22 protein-coding genes and 2 pseudogenes are annotated in these 23,989 nt (G+C 59.7%); 22 read left to right on the forward strand and 2 right to left on the reverse strand.

Annotated elements, in window-relative coordinates; all coding sequences use genetic code 11:
• Positions 1-16: 16 nt before the first annotated feature.
• The 22 genes and pseudogenes from QA648_RS04855 (at position 17) to QA648_RS04960 (ending at position 22,821) form a co-directional block, all read left to right on the forward strand.
• On the forward strand, positions 17-619 hold the full coding sequence (locus QA648_RS04855) for an NADH-quinone oxidoreductase subunit C (RefSeq protein WP_104822681.1): 603 nt from the start codon (positions 17-19) through the stop codon (positions 617-619).
• 87 nt (positions 620-706) lie between these two features.
• Positions 707-1,041, forward strand: a pseudogene (locus tag QA648_RS04860) (four helix bundle protein).
• A gap of 60 nt (positions 1,042-1,101) precedes the next feature.
• Positions 1,102-2,292, forward strand: coding sequence for an NADH-quinone oxidoreductase subunit D (locus tag QA648_RS04865; protein WP_283049960.1), 1,191 nt, complete (start codon positions 1,102-1,104; stop codon positions 2,290-2,292).
• Positions 2,292-2,609, forward strand: coding sequence for a hypothetical protein (locus tag QA648_RS04870; RefSeq protein ID WP_283049962.1), 318 nt, complete (start codon positions 2,292-2,294; stop codon positions 2,607-2,609). The genes QA648_RS04865 and QA648_RS04870 overlap by 1 nt, the downstream gene beginning before the upstream one ends.
• Positions 2,610-2,624: 15 nt before the next feature.
• Positions 2,625-3,362 (forward strand): annotated as a pseudogene (gene nuoE / locus QA648_RS04875) (NADH-quinone oxidoreductase subunit NuoE); the annotation flags it as partial.
• A 97-nt stretch (positions 3,363-3,459) separates the two neighbouring features.
• Positions 3,460-4,764: an NADH-quinone oxidoreductase subunit NuoF gene (gene nuoF / locus QA648_RS04880; RefSeq protein ID WP_028754009.1), complete on the forward strand. Its 1,305-nt coding sequence runs from the start codon at positions 3,460-3,462 to the stop codon at positions 4,762-4,764.
• Between the two features lie 8 nt (positions 4,765-4,772).
• Positions 4,773-5,516, forward strand: a complete 744-nt coding sequence (locus QA648_RS04885) for a 5' DNA nuclease (protein WP_283051218.1) — start codon at positions 4,773-4,775, stop codon at positions 5,514-5,516.
• 249 nt (positions 5,517-5,765) lie between these two features.
• Complete coding sequence (gene nuoG / locus QA648_RS04890) at positions 5,766-7,847, forward strand: NADH-quinone oxidoreductase subunit NuoG (RefSeq protein ID WP_283049965.1); 2,082 nt, start codon at positions 5,766-5,768, stop codon at positions 7,845-7,847.
• 12 nt (positions 7,848-7,859) lie between these two features.
• Positions 7,860-8,903, forward strand: a complete 1,044-nt coding sequence (gene nuoH, locus QA648_RS04895) for an NADH-quinone oxidoreductase subunit NuoH (protein ID WP_104822688.1) — start codon at positions 7,860-7,862, stop codon at positions 8,901-8,903.
• Between the two features lie 40 nt (positions 8,904-8,943).
• Positions 8,944-9,435 (forward strand): NADH-quinone oxidoreductase subunit NuoI, encoded by a 492-nt coding sequence (gene nuoI, locus QA648_RS04900; RefSeq protein WP_104822689.1) that lies wholly within the window; start codon positions 8,944-8,946, stop codon positions 9,433-9,435.
• Between the two features lie 150 nt (positions 9,436-9,585).
• Entirely contained in the window at positions 9,586-10,200 is a 615-nt protein-coding gene (locus tag QA648_RS04905) for an NADH-quinone oxidoreductase subunit J (protein WP_104822690.1), read from the forward strand.
• Positions 10,201-10,231: 31 nt separating this feature from the next.
• Positions 10,232-10,540 (forward strand): NADH-quinone oxidoreductase subunit NuoK, encoded by a 309-nt coding sequence (gene nuoK / locus QA648_RS04910; RefSeq protein ID WP_004122490.1) that lies wholly within the window; start codon positions 10,232-10,234, stop codon positions 10,538-10,540.
• Between the two features lie 7 nt (positions 10,541-10,547).
• On the forward strand, positions 10,548-12,542 hold the full coding sequence (gene nuoL / locus QA648_RS04915) for an NADH-quinone oxidoreductase subunit L (protein ID WP_283049971.1): 1,995 nt from the start codon (positions 10,548-10,550) through the stop codon (positions 12,540-12,542).
• Entirely contained in the window at positions 12,542-14,053 is a 1,512-nt protein-coding gene (locus tag QA648_RS04920) for an NADH-quinone oxidoreductase subunit M (RefSeq protein ID WP_260303814.1), read from the forward strand. Before nuoL ends, QA648_RS04920 begins: the two co-directional genes overlap by 1 nt.
• An 18-nt stretch (positions 14,054-14,071) precedes the next feature.
• On the forward strand, positions 14,072-15,514 hold the full coding sequence (gene nuoN / locus QA648_RS04925; protein ID WP_283049974.1) for an NADH-quinone oxidoreductase subunit NuoN: 1,443 nt from the start codon (positions 14,072-14,074) through the stop codon (positions 15,512-15,514).
• On the forward strand, positions 15,514-16,281 hold the full coding sequence (locus tag QA648_RS04930) for a biotin--[acetyl-CoA-carboxylase] ligase (RefSeq protein WP_283049977.1): 768 nt from the start codon (positions 15,514-15,516) through the stop codon (positions 16,279-16,281). The genes nuoN and QA648_RS04930 overlap by 1 nt, the downstream gene beginning before the upstream one ends.
• A gap of 13 nt (positions 16,282-16,294) precedes the next feature.
• Positions 16,295-17,968 carry a ribonuclease J gene (locus QA648_RS04935; RefSeq protein ID WP_104822695.1) on the forward strand — a complete coding sequence of 558 codons (1,674 nt, stop codon included), beginning with the start codon at positions 16,295-16,297 and terminating at the stop codon, positions 17,966-17,968.
• Positions 17,969-18,003: 35 nt separating this feature from the next.
• Positions 18,004-18,417, forward strand: a complete 414-nt coding sequence (gene mce / locus QA648_RS04940; protein ID WP_104822696.1) for a methylmalonyl-CoA epimerase — start codon at positions 18,004-18,006, stop codon at positions 18,415-18,417.
• A gap of 131 nt (positions 18,418-18,548) precedes the next feature.
• Positions 18,549-18,827 carry a DUF1467 family protein gene (locus tag QA648_RS04945; protein ID WP_283049981.1) on the forward strand — a complete coding sequence of 93 codons (279 nt, stop codon included), beginning with the start codon at positions 18,549-18,551 and terminating at the stop codon, positions 18,825-18,827.
• A gap of 639 nt (positions 18,828-19,466) precedes the next feature.
• A complete protein-coding gene (gene proS, locus QA648_RS04950) occupies positions 19,467-20,789 on the forward strand; it encodes a proline--tRNA ligase (protein ID WP_283049983.1) in 1,323 nt (440 codons plus the stop codon).
• Positions 20,790-20,811: 22 nt separating this feature from the next.
• Positions 20,812-22,122 (forward strand): lipoprotein-releasing ABC transporter permease subunit, encoded by a 1,311-nt coding sequence (locus tag QA648_RS04955; RefSeq protein WP_283049985.1) that lies wholly within the window; start codon positions 20,812-20,814, stop codon positions 22,120-22,122.
• Between the two features lie 15 nt (positions 22,123-22,137).
• Positions 22,138-22,821 (forward strand): ABC transporter ATP-binding protein, encoded by a 684-nt coding sequence (locus tag QA648_RS04960; protein ID WP_283051220.1) that lies wholly within the window; start codon positions 22,138-22,140, stop codon positions 22,819-22,821.
• Positions 22,822-22,830: 9 nt separating this feature from the next.
• On the opposite strand, the gene QA648_RS04965 is transcribed toward QA648_RS04960, so the two are convergent.
• Together QA648_RS04965 and QA648_RS04970 are read right to left on the reverse strand one after the other, a co-directional pair.
• Positions 22,831-23,298, reverse strand: a complete 468-nt coding sequence (locus tag QA648_RS04965; protein WP_283049987.1) for a DUF5680 domain-containing protein — start codon at positions 23,296-23,298, stop codon at positions 22,831-22,833.
• 96 nt (positions 23,299-23,394) lie between these two features.
• A complete protein-coding gene (locus QA648_RS04970; protein ID WP_283049989.1) occupies positions 23,395-23,982 on the reverse strand; it encodes a hypothetical protein in 588 nt (195 codons plus the stop codon).
• Between the last annotated feature and the right edge of the window lie 7 nt (positions 23,983-23,989).

A 23,989-nucleotide genomic window follows, 5' to 3' on the forward strand; every position in this document is an offset into this window, starting at 1 on the left:
CAGGGGACAAGGCAATATGAGTGAAGCCCTGAACGAACTCGCCACCTATCTCACGGAAGTTCGCGGCACGCTGATTTCGTCGTCCGAGATCAAGTATGGCGAGCTGAACGTGACGACGACGGCCGCAAACGTGGTCGCGCTGCTGACGTTCCTGCGTGATGATGCCAAGTGTGGCTTCGTCAACCTGACGGATATTTGCGGCGTCGACTGGCCGCAGCGTCCCGATCGTTTCGACGTCGTCTACCACCTACTGTCGCCGAAGAAGAACCTGCGCATCCGCATCAAGGTTCCGGTCGCCGAAGATCAGCCGGTGCCGTCGGCTTGCAGCGTCTATCCCGGCGCCGATTGGTTCGAGCGCGAGACCTGGGATATGTACGGTGTTCTCTTCACCGGCCATCCGGATCTACGTCGCCTCCTGACCGACTACGGCTTCGAAGGCCATCCCCTGCGCAAGGATTTCCCGACGACCGGTTTCGTCGAAGTTCGTTATGACGACGCCGCCAAGCGTGTCGTCTACGAGCCGGTCGAACTGAAGCAGGAATTCCGTAACTTCGACTTCCTCTCGCCGTGGGAGGGCACAGACTACGTGCTCCCGGGTGACGAGAAGGCGAAGCAGTAAGAGGCAATAGGCAGTAGCCAATAGGCAATAGGAGAATGGCAAACGGCGATTAATTCCTACCAGGACCTTACTGTGTGGCAGCGCTCGATGGACCTTGCTGTTGAATGTTATGCTCTTACCAAGGAATTTCCGAAGGAAGAGATTTACGGCTTGGTTTCACAGATACGGCGCGCATCTGTATCTATCGCGGCAAACATCGCGGAAGGCTATGGGCGAGAAGCTACAGGGGCTTACGTTCATCACCTAAAGATCGCACAAGGGTCGCTGAAGGAATTGGAAACGCATCTGATATTGTCACGCGAGTAGAGATCGTCGCTTTTGAGCGAATTAAGGCGACGATGTCCTTGGGTGATGAAATCGGCAAGATGCTGCGATCGCTTATTCGCCGATTGCAGGACGAACGACATGGATATGAGAGTTAACGGTTACACTATTGCCTATTGCCTACTGGCTAATGCCTGCAATAAGCGGAGCGCATTGCAATGACTGAACACAACGTTCGCAACTTCAACATCAATTTCGGTCCGCAGCACCCGGCTGCGCACGGCGTTTTGCGTCTTGTCCTCGAATTGGACGGCGAAATTGTGGAACGCGTCGATCCGCATATCGGCCTGCTGCATCGCGGCACGGAAAAGCTGATCGAGACGAAGACCTACCTGCAGGCCGTTCCTTATTTCGACCGCCTCGATTACGTGGCGCCGATGAACCAGGAGCACGCCTACGCGCTGGCCGTCGAAAAGCTGCTCGGCATCGAGATCCCGATCCGCGGTCAGTTGATCCGCGTGCTCTATTCCGAAATCGGCCGCATCCTGTCGCATCTGCTGAACGTGACGACGCAGGCCATGGACGTTGGTGCGCTGACGCCGCCGCTCTGGGGCTTTGAAGAGCGCGAAAAGCTGATGGTGTTTTATGAGCGCGCCTCGGGCTCGCGCATGCATGCCGCTTATGTCCGTCCGGGCGGCGTTCACCAGGATCTGCCGGAAAAGCTGGTGCAGGATATCGGCGACTGGTGCGATCCCTTCCTGAAGGCGCTCGACGACATTGACGAGCTGCTCACCGGCAACCGTATCTTCAAGCAGCGCAACGTCGATATCGGCGTCGTGTCGCTGGAAGACTGTTGGGCCTGGGGCTTCTCGGGCGTCATGGTCCGCGGCTCGGGCGCCGCATGGGACCTGCGCCGCGCGCAGCCCTACGAATGCTATTCCGATCTCGAATTCGACATTCCGATCGGCAAGAACGGCGACTGCTACGACCGTTACCTGATCCGCATGATCGAAATGCGCCAGTCGGTCCGCATCATGAAGCAGTGCGTCAACCGCCTGCTTGGCGATGCCAAGACCGGCCCGGTCTCCTCGCTGGACGGCAAGGTCGTGCCGCCGAAGCGCGGTGAGATGAAGCGCTCGATGGAAGCGTTGATCCACCACTTCAAGCTCTACACCGAAGGCTATCACGTGCCGGCCGGTGAGGTTTACGCCGCTGTCGAAGCGCCGAAGGGCGAGTTCGGCGTCTACCTCGTCTCCGACGGTTCGAACAAGCCGTATCGTTGCAAGATCCGCGCTCCGGGCTATGCGCATCTGCAGGCCATGGATTTCATGTGCCGCGGCCATCTGCTTGCCGACGTCGCGGCCGTGCTCGGTTCGCTCGACATCGTGTTCGGTGAGGTGGATCGCTGATGAAGCTTTGGCCGGTCATCGCTACTGCGCTTCTCGCTGCTTCCGGAGCTTCGGCTCAGCAGGCCGGCAAGGCGCAGGCGTTGCCCAGCATCTCCGTGCAAGGTTCGAATGCGAAAAGCTCGAATGTTGCAAAGAGCGGAAATACGGCTTCGCAGAGCGCGGTATCGACCATGGCCGATCTCGTGTCACGTGGCTATGAAATAAAGGCCGCCGTGCCGAACGGCGGCAAATTCGTTGTGTTTATGCAGAAAGACCAGTCGGCCTATGCCTGCGAATTTTCGTCCCTGACGGATACGCGGTGTGGGTCCTTAAACTGAGATAAGGCGTGAAAGATGTCCGTTCGTCGACTAGCCGAAGATCAATTCCAGCCTGCCGCATTCGCCTTTAACCAGGAGAACGCGGCTTGGGCTGAAAAGACGATCAAGAAATATCCCGAGGGCCGCCAGCAATCCGCGATCATCCCGCTGATGATGCGCGCGCAGGAGCAGGATGGCTGGGTCACCAAGGCGGCCATCGAAAAGATCGCCGATATGCTTGATATGGCCTATATCCGGGCGCTCGAAGTCGCCACCTTCTACACGCAGTTCCAACTGCATCCGGTCGGCAGCCGCGCTCATATTCAGGTCTGCGGCACGACGCCCTGCATGTTGCGCGGCGCTGAAGGCCTGGTGAAGGTCTGCAAGAGCAAGATCGCCGCCCACGCGCTGGAGCGCAACGCCGAAGGCACGCTCTCCTGGGAAGAAGTCGAATGTCAGGGCGCCTGCGTCAACGCACCGATGGTCGTGATCGGCAAGGATACCTATGAGGATCTGACGCCGGAACGTCTCGAAGAGATCATCGATGCATTCGTCGCAGGCAAGGGCAGCGAAGTTCCGACCGGTCCGCAGATCGATCGCATTTTCTCCGCACCGGAAGGTGGTTTGACGTCGCTTCTGGATTCGCCGGCGACGAAGACGAAGAAGAAGGCCGGTGCTAAGGTTGCCGCCGAAACGGTTGCTCTGCCGCCATCCGAGGCAGCCAAGCCCGTTAGCAGCGATGCCGAGACCAATCCGGCGCTGAAGAGCCCGGCTGATGGCAAGACGGCGCTGCCCGCCGAGCATCCGAAGACTGCTCCGGCCAAAGAAGACAATACGGCTGTCGGCGACAAGGCTGAGTAAGAGGTAAGGTATGTTACAGGATCAGGATCGCATCTTTACCAATATCTACGGTCTCAAGGACAAGTCCCTGAAAGGCGCGATGAGCCGCGGCCACTGGGACGGCACCAAGCAGATCCTCGAAAAGGGTCGGGACTGGATCGTCAACGAGATGAAGGCATCCGGTCTGCGCGGCCGCGGCGGCGCTGGCTTCCCGACCGGCCTCAAGTGGTCCTTCATGCCGAAGGAAAGCGATGGCCGCCCGCATTATCTCGTCGTCAATGCCGATGAGTCCGAACCGGGCACCTGCAAAGACCGCGATATCATGCGCCACGATCCGCATACGCTGATCGAAGGCTGCGTCATCGCCGGTTTCGCCATGGGTGCGAACACGGCTTATATCTATGTCCGCGGCGAATACATGCGCGAACGCGAAGCCCTGCAGGCTGCGATCGACGAATGCTATGACGCCGGATTGTTGGGAAAAAACAATAAGCTCGGCTGGGATTTTGATGTTTTCGTTCATCACGGTGCCGGCGCCTATATCTGCGGCGAAGAAACCGCGCTGCTCGAAAGCCTGGAAGGCAAAAAGGGTCAGCCGCGGCTGAAGCCGCCGTTCCCGGCCAACATGGGTCTCTATGGATGCCCGACGACCGTCAACAACGTCGAATCGATCGCCGTTGCCCCGACGATCCTGCGTCGCGGCGCCGGTTGGTTCTCGTCTTTCGGCCGTCCGAACAATGTCGGCACGAAGCTGTTCATGCTTTCCGGTCACGTCAATCGTCCATGCACGGTCGAAGAAACGATGGGCATCACTTTCCGCGAGCTCGTCGAGAAGCATGGCGGCGGCATTCGTGGCGGCTGGGACAATTTGCTTGCTGTCATCCCCGGCGGCGCATCGTGCCCGGTCGTTCCGGCGGCCGACATTATCGATTGCCCGATGGATTTTGACGGTCTGCGCGAAGTCAAGTCGTCCTTCGGTACGGCGGCTGCGATCGTCATGGACAAGTCGACCGACATCATCAAGGCGATTGCTCGCATCTCGGCCTTCTTCAAGCATGAAAGCTGCGGCCAGTGTACGCCGTGCCGTGAAGGTACCGGCTGGATGTGGCGCGTGCTGGAGCGCATGGCCAGGGGCAATGCGCAGAAGCGCGAAATCGACATGCTGTTCCAGGTGACGAAGCAGATCGAAGGCCATACCATCTGTGCGCTCGGCGACGCCGCCGCATGGCCGGTACAGGGCCTGATCCGCAACTTCCGCCCGGAAATCGAAAAGCGCATTGACCAATACACGGCCAATGCAACGAGCCACGGAGCGGTGCTGGAAGCGGCCGAGTAAGGACGATGATGGCGAAGAGCACAGATACCACGCAGAACAGCAGGGCAGCCGATGCATCGGCCGATCTCGGCCGTATTGCAGCGGATATGCTGCGGAATTCGCCCATTTTGCCGATCCACCCTTTTATGGCGCATCCGGCGGCAGCCTTTGCCGCCGCGACCGCGATCGGGTTCGGCTTCTCGTCGCAGATGGCCGGCGCATTCTTCGGCGCGCTGCAGGGCGCGGTCGAGGCGACCAACAAGCTCTCTGTCGCGCTTGACGAGACGGACGATACCGCGGTCGAGGAGAAGCCGAGCGCAAAGACTGACGGGGCAGGGGAAGCGAAGGTCGTGAAGGCATCGCCCGTTGCCAAGCCGGTCGAAGCAAAGCCCGTTCAAGCAACACCGGTTGAGGTGAGGAAGGCCGAACCGAAGCCAGTCTCGGCGAAAGCGGCGCCGGTAAAGACGCCCTCCAAAGCCCGCGCCAAGGCTGCGGTTGTTGCTCCCGAGCCAGTTGCGGCAAAGCCTGCAGCGGCGCCAGCGCGCAACCGCAAGGCCGTCGTGAAGACCGACGACCTGAAGCGGATTTCGGGTATCGGTCCGAAGCTGGAGCAGGTTCTGAACGAACGCGGCGTTCTACGCTTTGCCGATATCGCCGCTTGGAACGAGGCGGATGTCGAGCGGATCGATGCGGAACTCGGTTTCGACGGCCGTATCCGGCGCGACGATTGGATTGGCCAGGCAAAAGCGCTCCAGCCAAGAGGTCGGGGTTGAGAGTTTTCTTCGGCGATGCCCCAAGCGGCCGAAGAGTGTGAATAGGGCGGTGGGCATGTTGCGGGCGGGGTCTCGCGATGTTTCAGCCGGGACGCTGATCTTGTGGGGGCAAGGTTCGGCAAAGGTGATTGTGAGCAAGACCGGTGCCATGCGGCTCAAAATGCCGCGCCGGTGGCGAGACGGTGTTGCGATCATGAAATTGTCTGCGGCCAGGTTCGGCGGCAGACGTGACATAGGACTGAGTGGACGATGGCAAAACTGAAGATTGACGGTAAAGAGATCGAAGTTCCGGATCACTACACGCTTATCCAGGCGTGCGAGGAAGCCGGCGCCGAAGTCCCGCGCTTCTGCTTCCATGAAAGACTGTCGGTAGCCGGCAATTGCCGCATGTGCCTCGTCGAGGTGAAGGGCGGTCCGCCGAAGCCGCAGGCCTCCTGCGCTATGGGTGTGCGCGATATCCGCGGCGGCCCGAACGGCGAGCTTCCGGAAGTCTTCACCAACACGCCGATGGTCAAGAAGGCCCGCGAAGGCGTGATGGAATTCCTGCTGATCAACCACCCGCTGGATTGCCCGATCTGCGACCAGGGCGGCGAATGCGACCTGCAGGACCAGGCCATGGCCTTCGGTATCGATAGTTCGCGCTATCAGGAAGACAAGCGTGCCGTTGAGGACAAGTACATCGGCCCGCTCGTCAAGACGGTGATGAACCGCTGCATCCACTGCACGCGTTGCGTCCGCTTCACCACGGAAGTCGCCGGCATTTCCGAACTCGGCCTGATTGGCCGTGGCGAAGATGCCGAAATCACCACCTATCTCGAGCAGGCAATGACCTCCGAGCTGCAGGGCAACGTCGTTGACCTCTGCCCGGTTGGCGCGCTGACCTCGAAGCCCTTCGCCTTCACGGCTCGTCCGTGGGAACTGAACAAGACCGAATCGATCGACGTCATGGACGCGCTCGGCTCGGCCATCCGCGTCGACACCCGCGGCCGCGAAGTCATGCGCGTGCTTCCGCGCGTCAACGAGCAGATCAACGAAGAGTGGATCTCCGACAAGACCCGCTTCATCTGGGACGGTCTGAAGACGCAGCGTCTCGACAAGCCCTATGTCCGCAAGGATGGCCGCCTGCAGGCTTCGACCTGGGGTGATGCCTTCGCCGCCATCAAGTCCGCGGTTGCCGCCACCAGCGGCGACAAGATCGGCGCGATCGCCGGCGATCTTGCTTCCGTCGAGGAAATGTACGCGCTCTCCGAACTGCTGAAGTCGCTGGGATCGGAAAATCTCGACTGTCGCCAGGACGGGACGGCGCTTGATCCGTCGCTTGGCCGTGCAAGCTACATCTTCAACCCGACCATCGAGGGCATCGAAGCAGCCGATGCGCTGCTGATCATCGGCGCCACTCCGCGCTTCGAAGCGGCCGTGTTGAACTCGCGCATCCGCAAACGCTGGCGCAAGGGTAAGTTCCCGATCGGTGTGATCGGCGAACACGCCGACCTGCGTTACTCCTATGACTATCTCGGCGCTGGTCCGGATACGCTGGCTGATGTCGTCAGCGGTTCGCACAGCTTCGCCGATGTCCTGAAGAATGCGCAGAAGCCGATGATCATCATCGGTCAGGGCGCGCTCATCCGCGAAGACGGCGCCGAAGTGCTGGCGAATGCCGCCAAGCTCGCTGCCTCTGTCGGCGTCGTGAAGGACGGCTGGAATGGCTTTGCCGTGCTGCATACCGCAGCTTCTCGCGTCGGCGGCCTCGACCTCGGCTTCGTGCCGGGTGCAAAGGGCGTCAACGCTGCGGCGATGCTGTCGTCGATGGACGTCCTCTTCCTGCTGGGCGCTGACGAGCTCGACTTCACCCGCAAGGGTGCGAAGTTCACTGTCTACATCGGCTCGCACGGCGACAATGGCGCGCACAATGCGGACGTCATTCTGCCGGCCGCTACCTACACCGAAAAGTCGGGCACCTGGGTCAACACAGAAGGCCGCGTTCAGATGGGCAATCGTGCCGGTTTCGCACCGGGCGACGCTCGCGAGGACTGGGCCATCATCCGCGCCCTTTCCGACGTGCTCGGCAAGAAGCTTCCCTTTGATTCGCTGAGAGAATTGCGCGCCAAGCTCTATGCTGCGTTCCCGCATTTCGCCGGCATCGACGAGATCGCTGAAGGCGATAGCGCCCAAATTGTCGCACTTGCGAAAAAAGCCGGCGCGATGGGCAAATCCGCATTTGCTTCGCCGATCAAAGACTTCTATTTGACGAACCCGATAGCGCGCGCCTCGGCCGTCATGGCCGAGTGCTCGGCATTGGCCCGCAACAATTTCCAGGCTGCGGCAGAGTAAGGGCAGGGGACTATGGATTCATTCGTTTCGACCTATCTTTGGCCGGCGCTGATTATCATCGGTCAGTCCCTGCTGCTCCTGGTCTGCCTGCTGATCTTCATCGCCTATATCCTTCTTGCCGACCGCAAGATCTGGGCGGCGGTTCAGTTGCGCCGCGGCCCGAACGTCGTCGGTCCCTTTGGCCTGTTCCAGTCCTTCGCCGACCTTTTGAAGTTCATGGTCAAGGAGCCGATCATCCCGGCCGGCGCCAACAAGACCGTCTTCCTGCTGGCGCCGCTCGTCTCCGTGGTCCTGGCGCTCTCCACCTGGGCCGTCGTGCCGCTGGCGCATGGCTGGGTCATCGCCGACATCAATGTCGGCATCCTCTACATTCTGGCGATTTCGTCGCTGGAAGTGTACGGCATCATCATGGGCGGCTGGGCTTCGAACTCGAAGTATCCGTTCCTCGGCGCGCTGCGTTCCGCCGCGCAGATGGTGTCCTACGAAGTCTCGATCGGCTTCGTCATCGTTACCGTGCTGCTCTGCGTTGGTTCGTTGAACCTGACCGATATCGTCATGTCGCAGCAGACCGGCCTCGGTACCAAGCTCGGCCTGCCGGCGTCGTTCCTCGACTGGCATTGGCTGTCGTTGTTCCCGATGTTCATCGTGTTCTTCATTTCGGCGCTCGCTGAAACGAACCGTCCGCCATTCGATCTTCCGGAAGCGGAATCGGAGCTGGTTGCCGGCTTCATGGTCGAATATGGCTCTTCGCCCTACATGATGTTCATGCTCGGCGAATATGCCGCCGTCGTTTTGATGTGCTCGCTGACCACGATCCTCTTCCTCGGTGGCTGGCTGCCGCCGGTCGATATCTGGATCTTGAACTGGGTCCCCGGCGTCATCTGGTTCCTGCTGAAGTCGTGCCTCGTCTTCTTCATGTTCGCGATGGTCAAGGCGTTCGTGCCGCGCTACCGCTACGACCAGCTCATGCGCCTTGGCTGGAAGGTGTTCCTGCCGCTGTCGCTCGCTATGGTCATTATCGTTGCATTCGTGCTGAAGCTGACGGGATGGGCATGATGATGTCGATCCTCGCTTCAAGCAGATTTGGAGGTTGAAGATGGCCGGACTTTCCAACGCCGTCAGCTCACTGTTCCTCAAGGAATTCGTCGGCGCATTCTTTTTGTCGATGCGTTATTTCTTCAAGCAGAAGGCGACGATCAATTATCCCTTCGAAAAGGGGCCGGTCAGCCCGCGCTTCCGCGGCGAACATGCGCTGCGCCGCTATCCGAATGGTGAAGAGCGCTGCATCGCCTGCAAGCTCTGCGAAGCGATCTGTCCTGCTCAGGCCATCACCATCGAAGCCGGGCCGCGCCGCAATGACGGCACCCGCCGCACGGTGCGCTATGACATCGATATGGTGAAGTGCATCTATTGCGGCTTCTGCCAGGAGGCTTGCCCGGTCGACGCCATCGTCGAAGGGCCGAACTTCGAATTTGCCACGGAAACCCGCGAAGAGCTTTATTTCGACAAGGCGCGGCTTCTCGAAAATGGCGACCGCTGGGAACGCGAAATCGCGCGCAACATCGCGATGGACTCGCCGTACCGCTAAGCGGAATTTTGAATATGCCGTGACGGGCGGCTGAGATTGTCGCCGTCGCGGTGGAATAGAGACCGGGGCTTTGCCGGACGCACGTCCAGCCAAGTCCCATCGGGCAGGGACACTCCCGGCTGCCCGGGGGAAGACGAAAAAGGCACCAACATGGGTCTGCAGGCTCTTTTTTTCTATATCTTCGCCTTTGTCGCGGTGGCGTCGGCGTTCATGGTTATCTCGGCGCGGAATCCGGTCCATTCGGTCCTGTTCCTCATCCTGGTATTCTTTAATGCCGCCGGCCTCTTCCTGCTGATGGGGGCGGAATTCCTGGCGATGATCCTGCTGGTCGTCTATGTCGGCGCCGTCGCAGTCCTCTTCCTCTTCGTCGTCATGATGCTCGACATCGACTTCTCCGAGCTCAGGGCAGGCATTCTGGAATATGCACCGATCGGCGCGCTGATCGGCATCATTCTCGCCGCCGAGCTGATCGTCGTCATCGGCGGCAGCGTGATTTCACCTGTTGTCGCTAAGTCGGTCGCTATGCCGATCCCGGCGGTGACGACCCGCACGAACACCGCAGCACTCGGCGACGTGCTTTATACCAACTACGTTTATTTCTTCGAGATCGCCGGTCTTGTGCTTCTGGTCGCGATGATCGGCGCGATCGTGCTGACGCTGCGGCATCGCACCCACGTCAGACGCCAGAGCATTCCGCAACAGGTCGCCCGCACGCCTGCGACCGCCGTCGAGGTGGTCAAGGTCAAGCCGGGGCAGGGCGTCTAAGGCGCGGCACGAGGGTCAAAGGAACAAGAATATGGTCATCGGACTTTCCCACTACCTGACGGTCAGCGCCATCCTTTTCGTGCTCGGCGTTTTCGGCATTTTCCTGAACCGCAAGAACGTCATCATCATCTTGATGTCGATCGAGCTCATCCTGCTTGCTGTCAACATCAACATGGTCGCCTTCTCGTCGTTCCTCAACGATATCGTCGGCCAGGTCTTCGCTTTGTTCATTCTGACCGTCGCTGCTGCCGAAGCGGCCATCGGTCTTGCAATTCTCGTCGTCTTCTACCGTAACCGCGGTTCCATCGCGGTCGAAGACGTCAACGTGATGAAGGGCTGATACAGCTATGTTTTTATATAAGGCTATCGTCTTTCTCCCCCTGATCGGCGCGATCATCGCCGGCCTGTTTGGCCGCGGGATCGGCGCCAAGGCTTCGGAATACGTTACCAGCGGCTTGATGATCGTCGCCGCGGTTCTGTCATGGATCGTCTTCTTCACGGTCGCGCTTGGTCACGCCGAGGGCCCGATCAAGGTGGAAGTGCTGCGCTGGATCCAGTCCGGCGGCATCGATGTCTCCTGGATGCTGCGCATCGATACGCTGACCTCGGTGATGCTGATCGTCGTGAACACGGTTTCGACCCTCGTTCACATCTATTCGATCGGATACATGCATCACGATCCGCATCGTCCGCGCTTCTTCGCCTATCTCTCGCTCTTCACCTTCGCCATGCTGATGCTGGTGACCTCCGACAACCTCGCCCAGATGTTCTTCGGCTGGGAAGGCGTCGGTCTGGCCTCCTATCTGCTCATCGGTTTCTGGTTCAAGAAGCCGTCGGCATCCGCGGCCGCGATCAAGGCCTTCATCGTCAACCGCGTCGGCGACTTCGGTTTCGTGCTCGGCATCGCCGGTGTCTTCGTTCTCTTCGGCTCGATCAATTTCGACGTCATCTTCGGCAACGCCCAGAGCTTTGCCGCGGGGCAGGGCGGTCAGCCGGGCGATATCGTGCTCAATCTCTTCGGCATGCATCTTGATCGTGCGCATGCACTGACCGGCGTCTGCCTGCTGCTCTTCATGGGCGCCATGGGTAAGTCGGCGCAGTTCCTGCTGCACACCTGGCTGCCGGACGCCATGGAAGGCCCGACCCCGGTGTCGGCGCTCATCCATGCCGCGACCATGGTCACCGCCGGCGTCTTCCTCGTCGCTCGCATGTCGCCGATCTTCGAACTGTCGCCGGACGCCCTGACCTTCGTCACCATCATCGGTGCGATCACGGCGTTCTTTGCGGCAACCGTCGGTCTGGTGCAGAACGATATCAAGCGCGTCATCGCCTATTCGACCTGTTCGCAGCTCGGCTACATGTTCGTCGCTCTCGGCGTCGGCGCCTATGGCGCAGCCATCTTCCACCTGTTCACGCATGCCTTCTTCAAAGCGCTGCTCTTCCTCGGTGCCGGTTCGGTGATTCACGCCGTCGACGGCGAGCAGGACATGCGCCACATGGGCGGTCTGCGTAAGCATATTCCGAACACTTTCTGGATGATGATCACCGGCACGGTGGCGATTACCGGCGTCGGCATCCCCTTCACGCATTTCGGCTTCGCGGGCTTCATTTCGAAGGACGCGATCATCGAAGCTGCGTTTGCCTCGCAAGGTCCGGCTGCAGGCTTTGCCTTTACGCTGCTGGTTATTGCCGCCCTGTTCACGAGCTTCTATTCCTGGCGTCTGATCTTCATGACCTTCTACGGCAAGCCACGCGCTTCGCATGAGGTCATGCATCACGTGCATGAATCGCCGAACGTCATGCTGATCCCGCTCTATCTGCTGGGGCTCGGGGCTGTCGCCGCGGGCATGGTCTTCAGAAACGATTTCGTTGGCGAGGCCTATGGCGAGTTCTGGAAGACTGCGCTGTTCACACTGCCGACCAACCACATCTTCGAAGAGATGGAACATGTTCCAGCTTGGGTGAGCATCAGCCCGTTCATCGCTATGCTGCTCGGCTTCGTTCTGGCCTGGTACATGTACATCAGGTCGCCGCAGACGCCGCGCATCCTCGCGCAGCAGCATCGCGTGCTCTACGAATTCCTGCTGAACAAGTGGTACTTCGATGAGCTCTATGACTTCCTCTTCGTTCGCACTGCCAAGGCGCTTGGTCGCTTCCTGTGGCAGAAGGGCGATATCGGGGTCATCGACACGTTCGGCCCGAACGGTGTCGCCGCCCGCGTCGTCGATGTCACCAACCGCGTTGTTCGCCTGCAGACCGGTTACCTCTATCACTATGCCTTCGCGATGCTGCTCGGTATTGCGGCCCTCGTTACCTGGATGATGCTCGGGAGTTCCCTCTGATGACCGATTGGCCTATTCTTTCAACGGTCACCTTCCTGCCGCTGGTGGGCGTCCTTCTCCTGTTGTTCATGCGGGATGACGGACCCAACGGCCGCCGCAACATCCTCAACGTATCGCTGCTGACCACGGTCTTCACGTTCGTCGTGTCGCTGTTCGTCTGGATTGGCTTCGACAATGCCAATCCGGGCTTCCAGATGATCGAGAAGCATGACTGGCTGAGCTCCGGCATCAGCTATCACATGGGCGTCGACGGCATCTCCATGCTGTTCGTCATCCTGACCACCTTCCTGATGCCCTTCTGCGTGCTGGCGAGCTGGCTCTCGATCGAGAAGCGCCTAAAGGACTACATGATCGCCTTCCTCGTCCTCGAGACGATGATGGTCGGCGTTTTCACGTCGCTGGATATCGTGCTGTTCTACGTCTTCTTCGAAGCCGGTCTCATCCCGATGTTCCTGATCATCGGCGTCTGGGGCGGCAAGGATCGCGTCTATGCCAGCTACAAATTCTTCCTCTATACGCTGCTCGGCTCGGTGCTGATGCTGCTTGCCATCATGGCGATGTACTGGCAGGCCGGCACGACGGATATCCCGGCGTTGCTCGCCTACAAGTTCCCGCCGCAGATGCAGACGTGGCTATGGCTGGCTTTCTTCGCCTCCTTCGCGGTGAAGATGCCGATGTGGCCGGTTCACACCTGGTTGCCCGACGCGCACGTTCAGGCGCCGACGGCAGGCTCGGTTATTCTGGCCGGCATTCTTCTGAAGCTCGGCGGTTATGGTCTCATCCGCTTCTCGATCGGCATGTTCCCGAACGCGTCGGAATATTTCGCGCCGCTCGTCTACGCTCTGTCCGTCATCGCCATCATCTACACTTCGCTGGTGGCGATGATGCAGGAAGACATCAAGAAGCTGATCGCCTATTCCTCGGTCGCGCACATGGGCTATGTCACCATGGGCATCTTTGCTGCCAACCAGCAGGGTGTTCAGGGCGCGATTTTCCAGATGCTGTCGCACGGTATCGTCTCCGGCGCACTCTTCCTTTGCGTCGGCGTGGTCTACGACCGCACCCATACCCGCGAGATTGCGGCCTATGGCGGTCTCGTCAACAACATGCCGAAATATGCCGTTGCGATGATGGTCTTCACCATGGCCAATGTCGGTCTGCCCGGCACCTCCGGCTTCATCGGTGAATTCCTGACCCTGATCGGCGTCTTCCGCGCCAACACCTGGGTTGCACTGTTCGCCGCGACCGGCGTTATTCTTTCAGCCGCTTACGCGCTCTGGCTCTACCGCCGCGTTATCTTCGGCGCGCTGGAAAAGGAAAACCTCAAGAAGCTGCTGGATCTGTCGCCGCGCGAACAGCTCATCCTTTATCCGCTGATCGCGATGACGATCTTCTTCGGTGTCTATCCGGCTCCGATCTTCGATGCGACGGCCGCTTCGGTGGATCTGCTTGTGAACAACTACACCGCAGCCCTGCACGCCGCGCAGAATGTTGCGCTGTCGATGAATTGATGACGGGACTTATTCGACATGACTGCTGACACAATTCTTGCAAGCCTGCATCTTTCCATCCCGGAGCTTATCCTCGCGGTCGGTGCGCTTGTGCTGCTCATGATCGGCGTCTTCGCGGGCGAACGGTCGGGACCGACGGTCACCGGCCTTGCCATTGCAGTTCTCGCAGTGGCCGGTCTCTGGATCATCTTCGTGCCGGGCGAAGGCCTGGCTTACGGCGGCGCTTATCTCGCCGATGGCTTTTCGCGCTTCATGAAGATCGTCGCCCTCGTGGGCTCGATCGTCGCCATGTTCATGAGCATGGGACATGCGCGCGAGCAGCAGCTCGATCGTTTCGAATTCCCCGTGCTGCTGCTGCTGGCGACCCTCGGCATCCTGCTGATGATCTCGGCGCATGACCTGATCTCGCTCTATCTATCGCTGGAGCTCCAGTCCCTGGCGCTCTACGTCGTTGCCGCCATCAACCGCGATAGCGTCAAGTCGACGGAAGCCGGTCTGAAGTATTTCGTGCTCGGCGCACTGTCGTCGGGCATGCTGCTCTACGGCATGTCGCTTGTCTATGGCTTCACCGGCCACACCACCTTCGATGCGATCGCCACGGCGCTCAGCTCCGAGACCCGTTCGCTCGGCCTCGTCTTTGGTCTGGTCTTCGTTCTCGCGGGCCTTGCCTTCAAGATCTCCGCCGTGCCGTTCCACATGTGGACGCCGGACGTTTATGAAGGTGCGCCGACCCCGGTCACCGCCTTCTTTGCCGGTGCCCCGAAAGTGGCGGCTATGGCGATCCTGACCCGTATCGTCGTCACCGCTTTTCATCCGGTGCTTGCCGACTGGCAGCAGATCATCGTCTTCATCTCGATCGCTTCGATGCTGCTCGGTTCCTTCGCCGCAATTGGTCAGCGCAACTTCAAGCGACTGATGGCCTATTCCTCCATCGGTCACATGGGCTATGCGCTTGTTGGTCTTGCCGCCGGCAGCAAGACCGGCGTCTCTGGTGTCATGCTTTACATGGTCATCTACATGGCCATGACGCTCGGCTCCTTTGCCATCATCATGGCGATGCGCCGCAACGACGGCCGCCAGGTTGAGAACGTCGACGATCTTGCCGGCCTTTCCACGACCAATCCCTTCATGGCGGTCGTGTTGACGGCGCTGATGTTCTCGCTGGCTGGTATCCCGCCGCTCGCAGGCTTCTTCGGGAAGTACTTCGTCTTCGTTGCCGCCATCCAGGCCCATCTCTATGCGCTCGCCATCATCGGCGTTCTCGCATCGGTCGTTGGAGCCTACTATTATCTGCGCGTCATCAAGGTGATGTGGTTCGATGAAGCCAAGGACGAGTTCACACGCACGGCCGGTTCGCTGCGTCTGGTCTTCGGCCTTTCCGGTCTCTTCGTCGTCACCTACGTCTTCTTCGGCGGTGCAATCGGCGGTGCGGCCGATCTCGCTGCCGCGACGTTGTTTTGATGGCGTCTGACATGAATAGCCGGAAGTCGCTCGCCGACTTCCGGCATGATGCCCTTTCAGAGACTGCATCCACCAATAGCGAATGCCTGGAGCGGGCGAGGGCAGGCGATGCCGGCAATCTCTGGGTAACGGCGGGCCGCCAGACGGGTGGCCGCGGACGCCGCGGACGCGCCTGGGTGTCCGAACCCGGCAATCTTTATGCTTCCCTCCTTCTGATCGATCCGGCTCCGATGGACCGCCTTGGCTCCCTGCCGCTGGCTGTCGCCGTTGGCGTGCACCAAGCGGTGCGCAGCGTGCTGCCTCTGGCCGCGGAACCGGTCGAGGTCAAATGGCCGAACGATATCCTGATCGGCCGCAAGAAGACTTGCGGCATTCTGATCGAGGGAGAGGCTCTTCCCGATGGACGCTATGCGCTGGTGATCGGCATCGGCATCAACATTGCCGTCAAGCCGGAAAACCCGCTCTATCCGGTCACCTGCTTGCATGAGCATGGCTCGACCGTATCGCCGGAAGAACTGTTTGCGCATCTCTATGCGTCCATGGCCGAAGCCTTGGCGGTCTGGAATAGCGGCAAAGGTGTTCGCGAAGTGACCGCGCGCTGGCGCGAGGTCGCCTGCGGCATCGGGGAAAAGATCACCGTGAATCTGCCGGATCGTTCGATTTCCGGCCATTTTGCCGGAATCGATGATAATGGCTTGTTGATGCTCGATACTGGCGGCGGCAAGATTTTGCCGATTGCTGCGGGCGATGTTTTTTTCAGATCGTAGGTAAAAGATAGATATGGCAAACCAAGACGAACTGGTGTTTTTGCCACTCGGCGGCGTCGGCGAGATTGGCATGAATCTCGCGCTTTACGGCTATGGCGCGCCGGAGCATCGCCAGTGGATCATGGTCGATTGCGGCGTCACCTTTCCGGGGCCGGACCTGCCCGGCGTCGATCTCGTGCTCCCCGATATCCGTTTCCTCGCCAAGGAACGCAAGAATCTCAAAGGCATCATCATCACGCATGCGCATGAGGATCACTATGGCGCATTGAATGATCTCTGGCCGGGCCTGAACGTTCCCGTCTATGCGTCGGCCTTCACAGCCGGCCTGCTGGAAGCCAAGCGCGACTATGAGAAGGCGATGGGCGAAATCCCGATCACGCCGTTCAAGGCCGGCGATCGTATCAATGTCGGCCCCTTCAGCATCGAAGGCGTCGGCGTCAATCACTCCATTCCCGAGCCTATGTCGCTGGTGATCCGCACGCCGGTTGGCAATGTCATTCACACCGGCGACTGGAAGATCGATCACGAGCCATCGCTTGGACCGCTGACCGATGAGGCGCGTTTCCGCCAACTCGGTGATGAAGGCGTGCTGGCATTGATGTGCGATTCCACCAATGCGTTGCGAGACGGCGTATCTCCCTCGGAAAAGGATGTTTCCGAAAGCCTGCGCAAGATCATCGAGGATGCCGAGGGCCGGGTTGCGATCACCACCTTCTCCTCGAATGTCGGCCGCATCCGCACCATTGCCGAGGCCGCCGAGGCCGCAGGCCGCGAGATTTTGCTGCTTGGCAGTTCGCTGAAGCGCGTTGTCGATGTTGCCCGTGACATCGGCATCATGGAGGGCATCAAGCCGTTCATCGCCGAAGATGAATATGGCTATATCCCGCGCGACAAGGTGGTCGTCATCCTGACCGGCAGCCAAGGCGAGCCGCGCGCTGCTCTTGCCAAACTTTCGCGCGACGAAATGCGCAACGTCGCGCTCGCCGCCGGCGATATCGTCGTTTTCTCCTCGCGCGCCATTCCCGGCAATGAGAAGGCCATCCAGGATATCAAGAACGGGCTCACCGAGCAGGGCGTGCATGTGGTGACGGATGCTGAAGCGCTGGTCCACGTCTCCGGCCACCCGCGCCGCAACGAGCTGCAGAGGATGTATGAATGGACGCGGCCGAAGATCGTCGTGCCGGTGCATGGCGAGGCGACGCATCTGACCGCACATAAGGAATTGGCCGAACAATCCGGCATTTCCATCGTGCCACGGGTTCGCAACGGCGACATATTGCGGCTGGCTCCAGGCCCGGTCGAGGTGATCGGCGAGGCGCCGCATGGCCGCATCTTCAAGGATGGCACGCTGATCGGCGATTTTGACGAGATGGGCATAGGCGAGCGCAAGAAGCTCGCCTATGTCGGCCATGTCGCCGTGAATGTCCTGCTCGATGCCCGTTATGAGATCGTCGGCGATCCCGATCTCGTCGCGATCGGCTTGCCGGCCTATGACGACGAAGGCGAGGATATGGAAGACACGCTCTTCGATGCCATCGTCAGCGCCATCGAAAGCATCCCGCGCGCCCGCCGCAAGGATATCGACATGCTGCAGGAAGCTGTGCGTCGCGCCGTACGCGCCGCTGCCAACCATGGCTGGGGCAAGAAGCCGGTCGTGACGGTGTTCGTCACGCGCGTGCCCGGTTAATAGCGTTTCTATCTGGTCGGGGGGGAGGGGCAGCCATGCTCGGACGCATCAATCACATCGCGATTGCCGTTCCTGATATCGCCGCCGCTTCCGCCACCTATCGCGATACGCTCGGCGCCAAGGTCTCGGCGCCGCAGCCCTTGCCGGAACACGGTGTCACCGTCGTTTTCATAGATCTGCCGAACGGCAAGGTCGAGCTATTGGAACCGCTCGGCGACGCCTCGCCGATATCGGCCTTCCTGGCGAAGAACCCCGATGGGGGCATGCACCATATCTGCTACGAGGTGGATGATCTTCTGGCCGCACGTGATCGGCTTCTCGACGCCGGCGCCCGTGTGCTCGGCAATGGCGAGCCGAAGATCGGCGCCCACGGCAAGCCGGTGCTCTTCCTGCACCCCAAGGATTTTTTTGGGACTCTCATCGAGCTTGAGCAGAGCGCGACCCCTTAGATCGGCGTTCGACACAGCAGTGTGACATTAGAGCGCTGAACTGCGCTTTGAAACAAGGAAGCTTTGGCTCTATAAGCTGGTTGGGATGATGAGAGTGCGGGCCGGTTTGAAGCCTGTCTTGAGGAAGCATAATGGTCCAGCAGATTTTTTCGACATGCGCTGTCTATTTCGTTGTCTGGTGGATCACGCTCTTCGCCATCCTGCCGTTTGGTTTGCGCACCCAGGCCGAAGACAATCATGTGGTCCTCGGCACCATCGAAAGTGCGCCGACGAAATTCCGTGGTTTGAGAGTGGTGCTGATCACGACGCTGGTATCCGGCCTGATCTACGGCGCCTGGTACATCAGCTCCCACTATCTGGGCATCGGCTTCAACTCGATCCCACCGATCATTCCACGCTACGACGGCTGACGTTTATCCTTGAAATTCTTTGCAATTTGCGGCTGAAATCCTTCGCCACCGAATAGCCAGCAATCCGTCATACCCTTGTCATCAGTTTGAGGCAAAGAGGCTGCGCAACGGCGATGATGCCGTCGCGTTGACTTGACTGCGGTTGGGAACGTTTCCAAAGTCTGCCGGCTCGAAAGGGTCGTGATCAGGGCCGCAGAAAAGCAAAAAAAAACAAGGCTGTAAGCCTTGTTTTTAAGTATCGCGTGATCCTTATCCGTTGCCGGGGCTGCGAGCGAGCGCGCCTAAGATCTGATCCTCCCAAGACTTGACCGCGAAACGACAAGAATTTAGCCTTCTTGCCTCTTTTGTGAGCTAAAATTAGCTCAAAGATTGGCCGTTGTCATCTGTTTTTTTGCATTTTTGCTACAGTCGCGCAGAATTTTTCTGTTGACACATTTCTCTCCCAAATCCTTATAAACGTGCATTTTTTCGAATTTCCAAAAATATATGACGTTGCCCAACATTTGCGGGTGTTCGTCCGCTTTACTCGCGCTAAATGCGGGTTTCTTTCCTGCGCCGAAGCAGTTATGAACTCCTCCAGCAGTTAAATTTCTAACGATTCCGCCAAATGCGGAACGTCAAACCATCTGGAATCAGCCCATGCGCCTGTCTCGTTACTTCATGCCCATTCTGAAGGAAAATCCCAAAGAGGCTGAAATTGTTTCCCATCGGCTGATGCTGCGCGCCGGCATGATCCGCCAGCAGTCGCAAGGCATTTACTCCTGGCTGCCGCTGGGCAAGCGCGTCCTCGACAAGGTCAACAATATCATCCGCGAGGAACAGAACCGTGCCGGCGCCATCGAGCTGCTGATGCCGACGCTGCAGTCGGCCGAGCTCTGGCAGGAAAGCGGCCGCTATGACGCCTATGGCAAGGAGATGCTGCGCATCCAGGACCGCCAGGAGCGCCCCATGCTCTACGGCCCGACCAATGAGGAGGTGGTCACCGACATCTTCCGTTCCTACGTCAAGTCCTACAAGGACCTGCCGTTGAACCTCTATCATATCCAACTGAAGTTTCGCGACGAGATCCGCCCGCGCTTCGGCACCATGCGCTCGCGCGAATTCATGATGAAGGATGCCTATTCCTTCGATCTGACGCTCGAAGGCGCGGTGCACTCCTATAACAAGATGTTCGCTGCCTATCTGCGCACCTTCACTCGACTGGGTCTCAGGGCAATTCCGATGCGCGCCGACACCGGCCCCATCGGCGGCGACCTCAGCCATGAATTCATCATCCTCGCCGACACCGGCGAATCGGAGGTCTTCTGCCACAAGGATTTCGTCAATTTCGACATCCCCGCAGACGACACGAATTTTGATGACGTCGCTGGCCTGAAAGCCATCTTCGACAAATGGACGTCGGTCTATGCGGCGACCTCCGAGATGCATGACGAGGCGGCCTTCAACGCCATTCCGGAAGGCGAGCGCCTGTCGGCCCGTGGCATCGAGGTCGGCCATATCTTTTATTTCGGCACGAAATATTCCGAACCGATGGGCGCGAAAGTGCAGGGTCCTGACGGCAAGGAGCATGCCGTCCATATGGGTTCTTACGGTATTGGCCCGACACGCCTTGTTCCCGCCATCATCGAAGCATCGCATGATGAGAACGGAATCATCTGGCCGGCGTCGATCGCGCCCTTTGATGCCGTCGTGATCAACATGAAGGCCGGCGATCAGGCCTGCGACGCGGCTTGCGAGACGATCTACGCGGCGCTCTCGAAGGCCGGCAAGGACGTTCTGCTTGACGATACGGACGATCGTGCCGGAACGAAGTTCGCCACTGCCGACCTGATCGGCGTGCCCATGCAGATCATCGTCGGGCCGCGTTCGATCGCGAACGGCGAAGTGGAAGTCAAGGATCGCAAGACCGGCGCCCGCGAAACGATCACCGTCGAAGCGGCGATCAATCGGCTGGCAGGCTGATAAACGATAGGATGAGAAGCGAATGGCGGTAGGCGAGGCAGTGAAGCAGCAGGAGAAGGCCTTCAAAACCGGCCCGTCATCGCGTCCGTTCTCCGGCTTCGAGCGGCTTGTCGCCTGGCGCTATCTGCGCGCCCGGCGCAAGGAGGCGTCGATCTCGGTCATCGCCGGCTTCTCGCTGGTCGGTATCATGCTGGGCGTTGCGGCATTGATCATCGTCATGGCGGTCATGAACGGTTTTCGCGCCGAGCTCTTCAAGCAGATTCTCGGTTTCAACGGCCATGTCGTTGTTCAGCCCGTAGATTCGCCGCTGAATGATTATGCCGCGCTGGCACAGAGGCTCGCTGCCGTCCCGGGCGTTACCATGGCTCTGCCGCTGGTCGAAGGCGAGACGCTGGCTTCCGGCCGCGGCGGTTCCGGCACCGGCGCGCTCGTGCGCGGCATCCGTGCTGAGGACCTCACCAAGCTCAAGACTGTTTCGGACCACATCGTCGATGGCGACATGGTCGGCTTCACCGCCGGCCAGGGCGTCATGGTGGGTTCGCGCTTGGCGCGGCAACTGGGGCTGACGGTCGGCGACCAGATTACGCTGACTGCGCCGGACGGCGACGTGACGCCCTTCGGGGTCAATCCGCGCGTCAAAGCCTATACGATCTCCGGCATCTTCGAAGTCGGCATGTCGGAATACGATTCCTCCGTCGTCTTCATGCCGCTGGAGGAATCGCAGATCTTTTTCAATGCCGAGGGGATCGTCGAGAAGATCGAGCTTTTCGTCAGCAACCCGGATGATGTCGACGCGCTGAGGCCGAAGATCGAAGCGGCGGCGGGGCGGCAGGTCTTTCTGACCGACTGGCGGCAGGTGAACGAGACCTTCTTCTCGGCGCTGCAGGTCGAACGCAACACCATGTTCATGATCCTGACGCTGATCGTCATCGTCGCTGCGCTCAACATCATTTCCGGTCTAATCATGCTGGTGAAGGACAAGGGAAGCGATATTGCCATTTTGCGCACCATGGGCGCGACGTCGGGGGCGATCATGCGCATCTTCTTCATGACGGGCGCGGCGATCGGCGTCGTCGGCACCGTCGCCGGCGTCGCGCTCGGTGTCGTCGTCTGCCTCAATATCGAATCGATCCGTCAGTTCTTCTCCTGGATATCCGGCACGGTGATCTTCAATCCCGAGGTCTATTTCCTCAGCAAGTTGCCGGCGGAAATGAATCTCGGCGAGACCCTCTCCGTGGTCGTGATGGCGCTGACGCTCTCCTTCCTCGCCACGATCTTTCCGGCCTGGCGCGCCTCGCGGCTCGATCCGGTGCAGGCGCTACGGTACGAATAAGGAATTCCACATTTGATCAAACGCAACGTCGTTCTCCAGCTTACGGGCGTGGAGCGTCATTACGGGCAGGGCGAAACGCGGCTGTCGATCCTGAAGGGCGCCGATTTCGCCTTGACCAGCGGCGAGATCGTTGCCCTGGTCGCGCCGTCGGGAACGGGGAAATCGACGCTTCTGCACGTTGCCGGCCTGCTCGAACATCCCGATGGCGGCGAGGTGACGATCAATGGCCAGGCCTGCGGGGGACTGTCCGATGAAAAGCGCACGGCCGTCCGTCGCAGCGAGATTGGCTTCGTCTATCAGTTCCACCATCTGCTGCCCGAGTTTTCCGCGCTGGAAAACATCATGATGCCGCAGTTGATTTCCGGTCTCTCCCGGAAAGAGGCGAGCGCTCGCGCTGCCCAGCTCCTCGACTATATGCGCATTGGTCATCGCGCCGATCACCGCCCGGCGGAGCTTTCCGGCGGTGAGCAACAGCGCGTCGCGATTGCCCGCGCCGTTGCCAACGCACCGCTGGTGCTTTTGGCCGACGAGCCGACCGGCAACCTCGATCCCGATACGGCGCATTATGTCTTCGACGCGCTGGAGGCGCTGGTGCGCCAGTCCGGGCTTGCCGCGCTGATCGCCACGCACAATCACGAACTGGCGGCTCGTATGGACCGCCGCGTGACTATCCATGACGGTAAGGTCGTCGAATTCTGACGGTGCCCATCAAGGGACGATCAGTCCGCCGCGGTAATCCAGCTCATAGGCCTTGCGTCCGTTTACGAGGATGACCTCATGGCCGATAAAATGATCGCAGCCGCCGGTACTGCGATCGACATACTGGCCAAATGAATGGGCGAATTCGAAACCGCCGAGAAAGCGTTTTTCATCGAGGTAGAGCCGCATGAGCGCCGCCTTGATGACCATCCCTGCAGCCCTGCCATCGATCAGATCGGGCTCGACGATTCGTCCAAAATAATTCATCGCCCAGACCGGCTCGTCATCGTACCAGACGACTTCCTGTCCGGCGAAATCCGTGCCGCCGAAGTAGCTATCGAGATAGCGCCAGCGGCCGCTGGCATAGCCGATGTCATGCGAGCCGCTCCGGCAGGACGGCAGCCTCTCGCCATCGCCGACATAGGTCTCCGCCTTCGCGGCAACAATAAAATCGTTCAGCGCGGCAAGATCCGGCATGACCCTCTCCATTACCCTCTCCATTCTTGGTGAGGGCACAGAATGCCACGCGCTCGATAGCAAGTAAAGAACATACAGTGAACAAATGAAAAGCCGCTACGTGTTTTCCCCACAAGCTTTCCGGCCGATATCGTCTTTCCAGTCCTGGATCTTGATGGTTTTGGCTTCAGTCTGGAGTTCCCTGCCACTCTTCGTCGCCTTGCCCGTCAGGACATTGTAGTCGCAGCTATAGCTTCTATCGGCGTCGAGATTGTCCCGGTAATCAAAGGTGTAGCCGGCGACGACGAAGGCGTTGTTGCGGAAGGCGAGGGTGAGCGTCTGATGCCAGCGGTCGCGCCCGATCGCGTCATTCTGGGACATGACGGCGATCGAACCATTGGGCAGCGCCGTGATCGAAGGCTCCTGACCGAAGATACCGCCCGGCTCGCCTCGGCCCCATACTTTGTCGGGTGCGGCGGCCGCCAGCTTGAGCAACTGATGTTCTTTGTCGCGGAGATAAATATAGATGCCGATCGTGGTCTCGTCGTCTGGCGCGGCCAACGCCAGCAAAGCAAGGTCCGGCTTACCGTCCTTGTTCCAATCGCCGACCGCCGCGTCGATGATGCGGTCGGGCGCAATGGTATCGTCAGCGTGAGCCGCGGATGTAACCGAAAGCAGAATGAGAGCGCAGGCAAGTGGTTTCATCGTGATC

The sequence above is a fragment of the Rhizobium sp. CB3171 genome, from assembly GCF_029714265.1.
Taxonomy (GTDB): Bacteria; Pseudomonadota; Alphaproteobacteria; order Rhizobiales; family Rhizobiaceae; genus Rhizobium.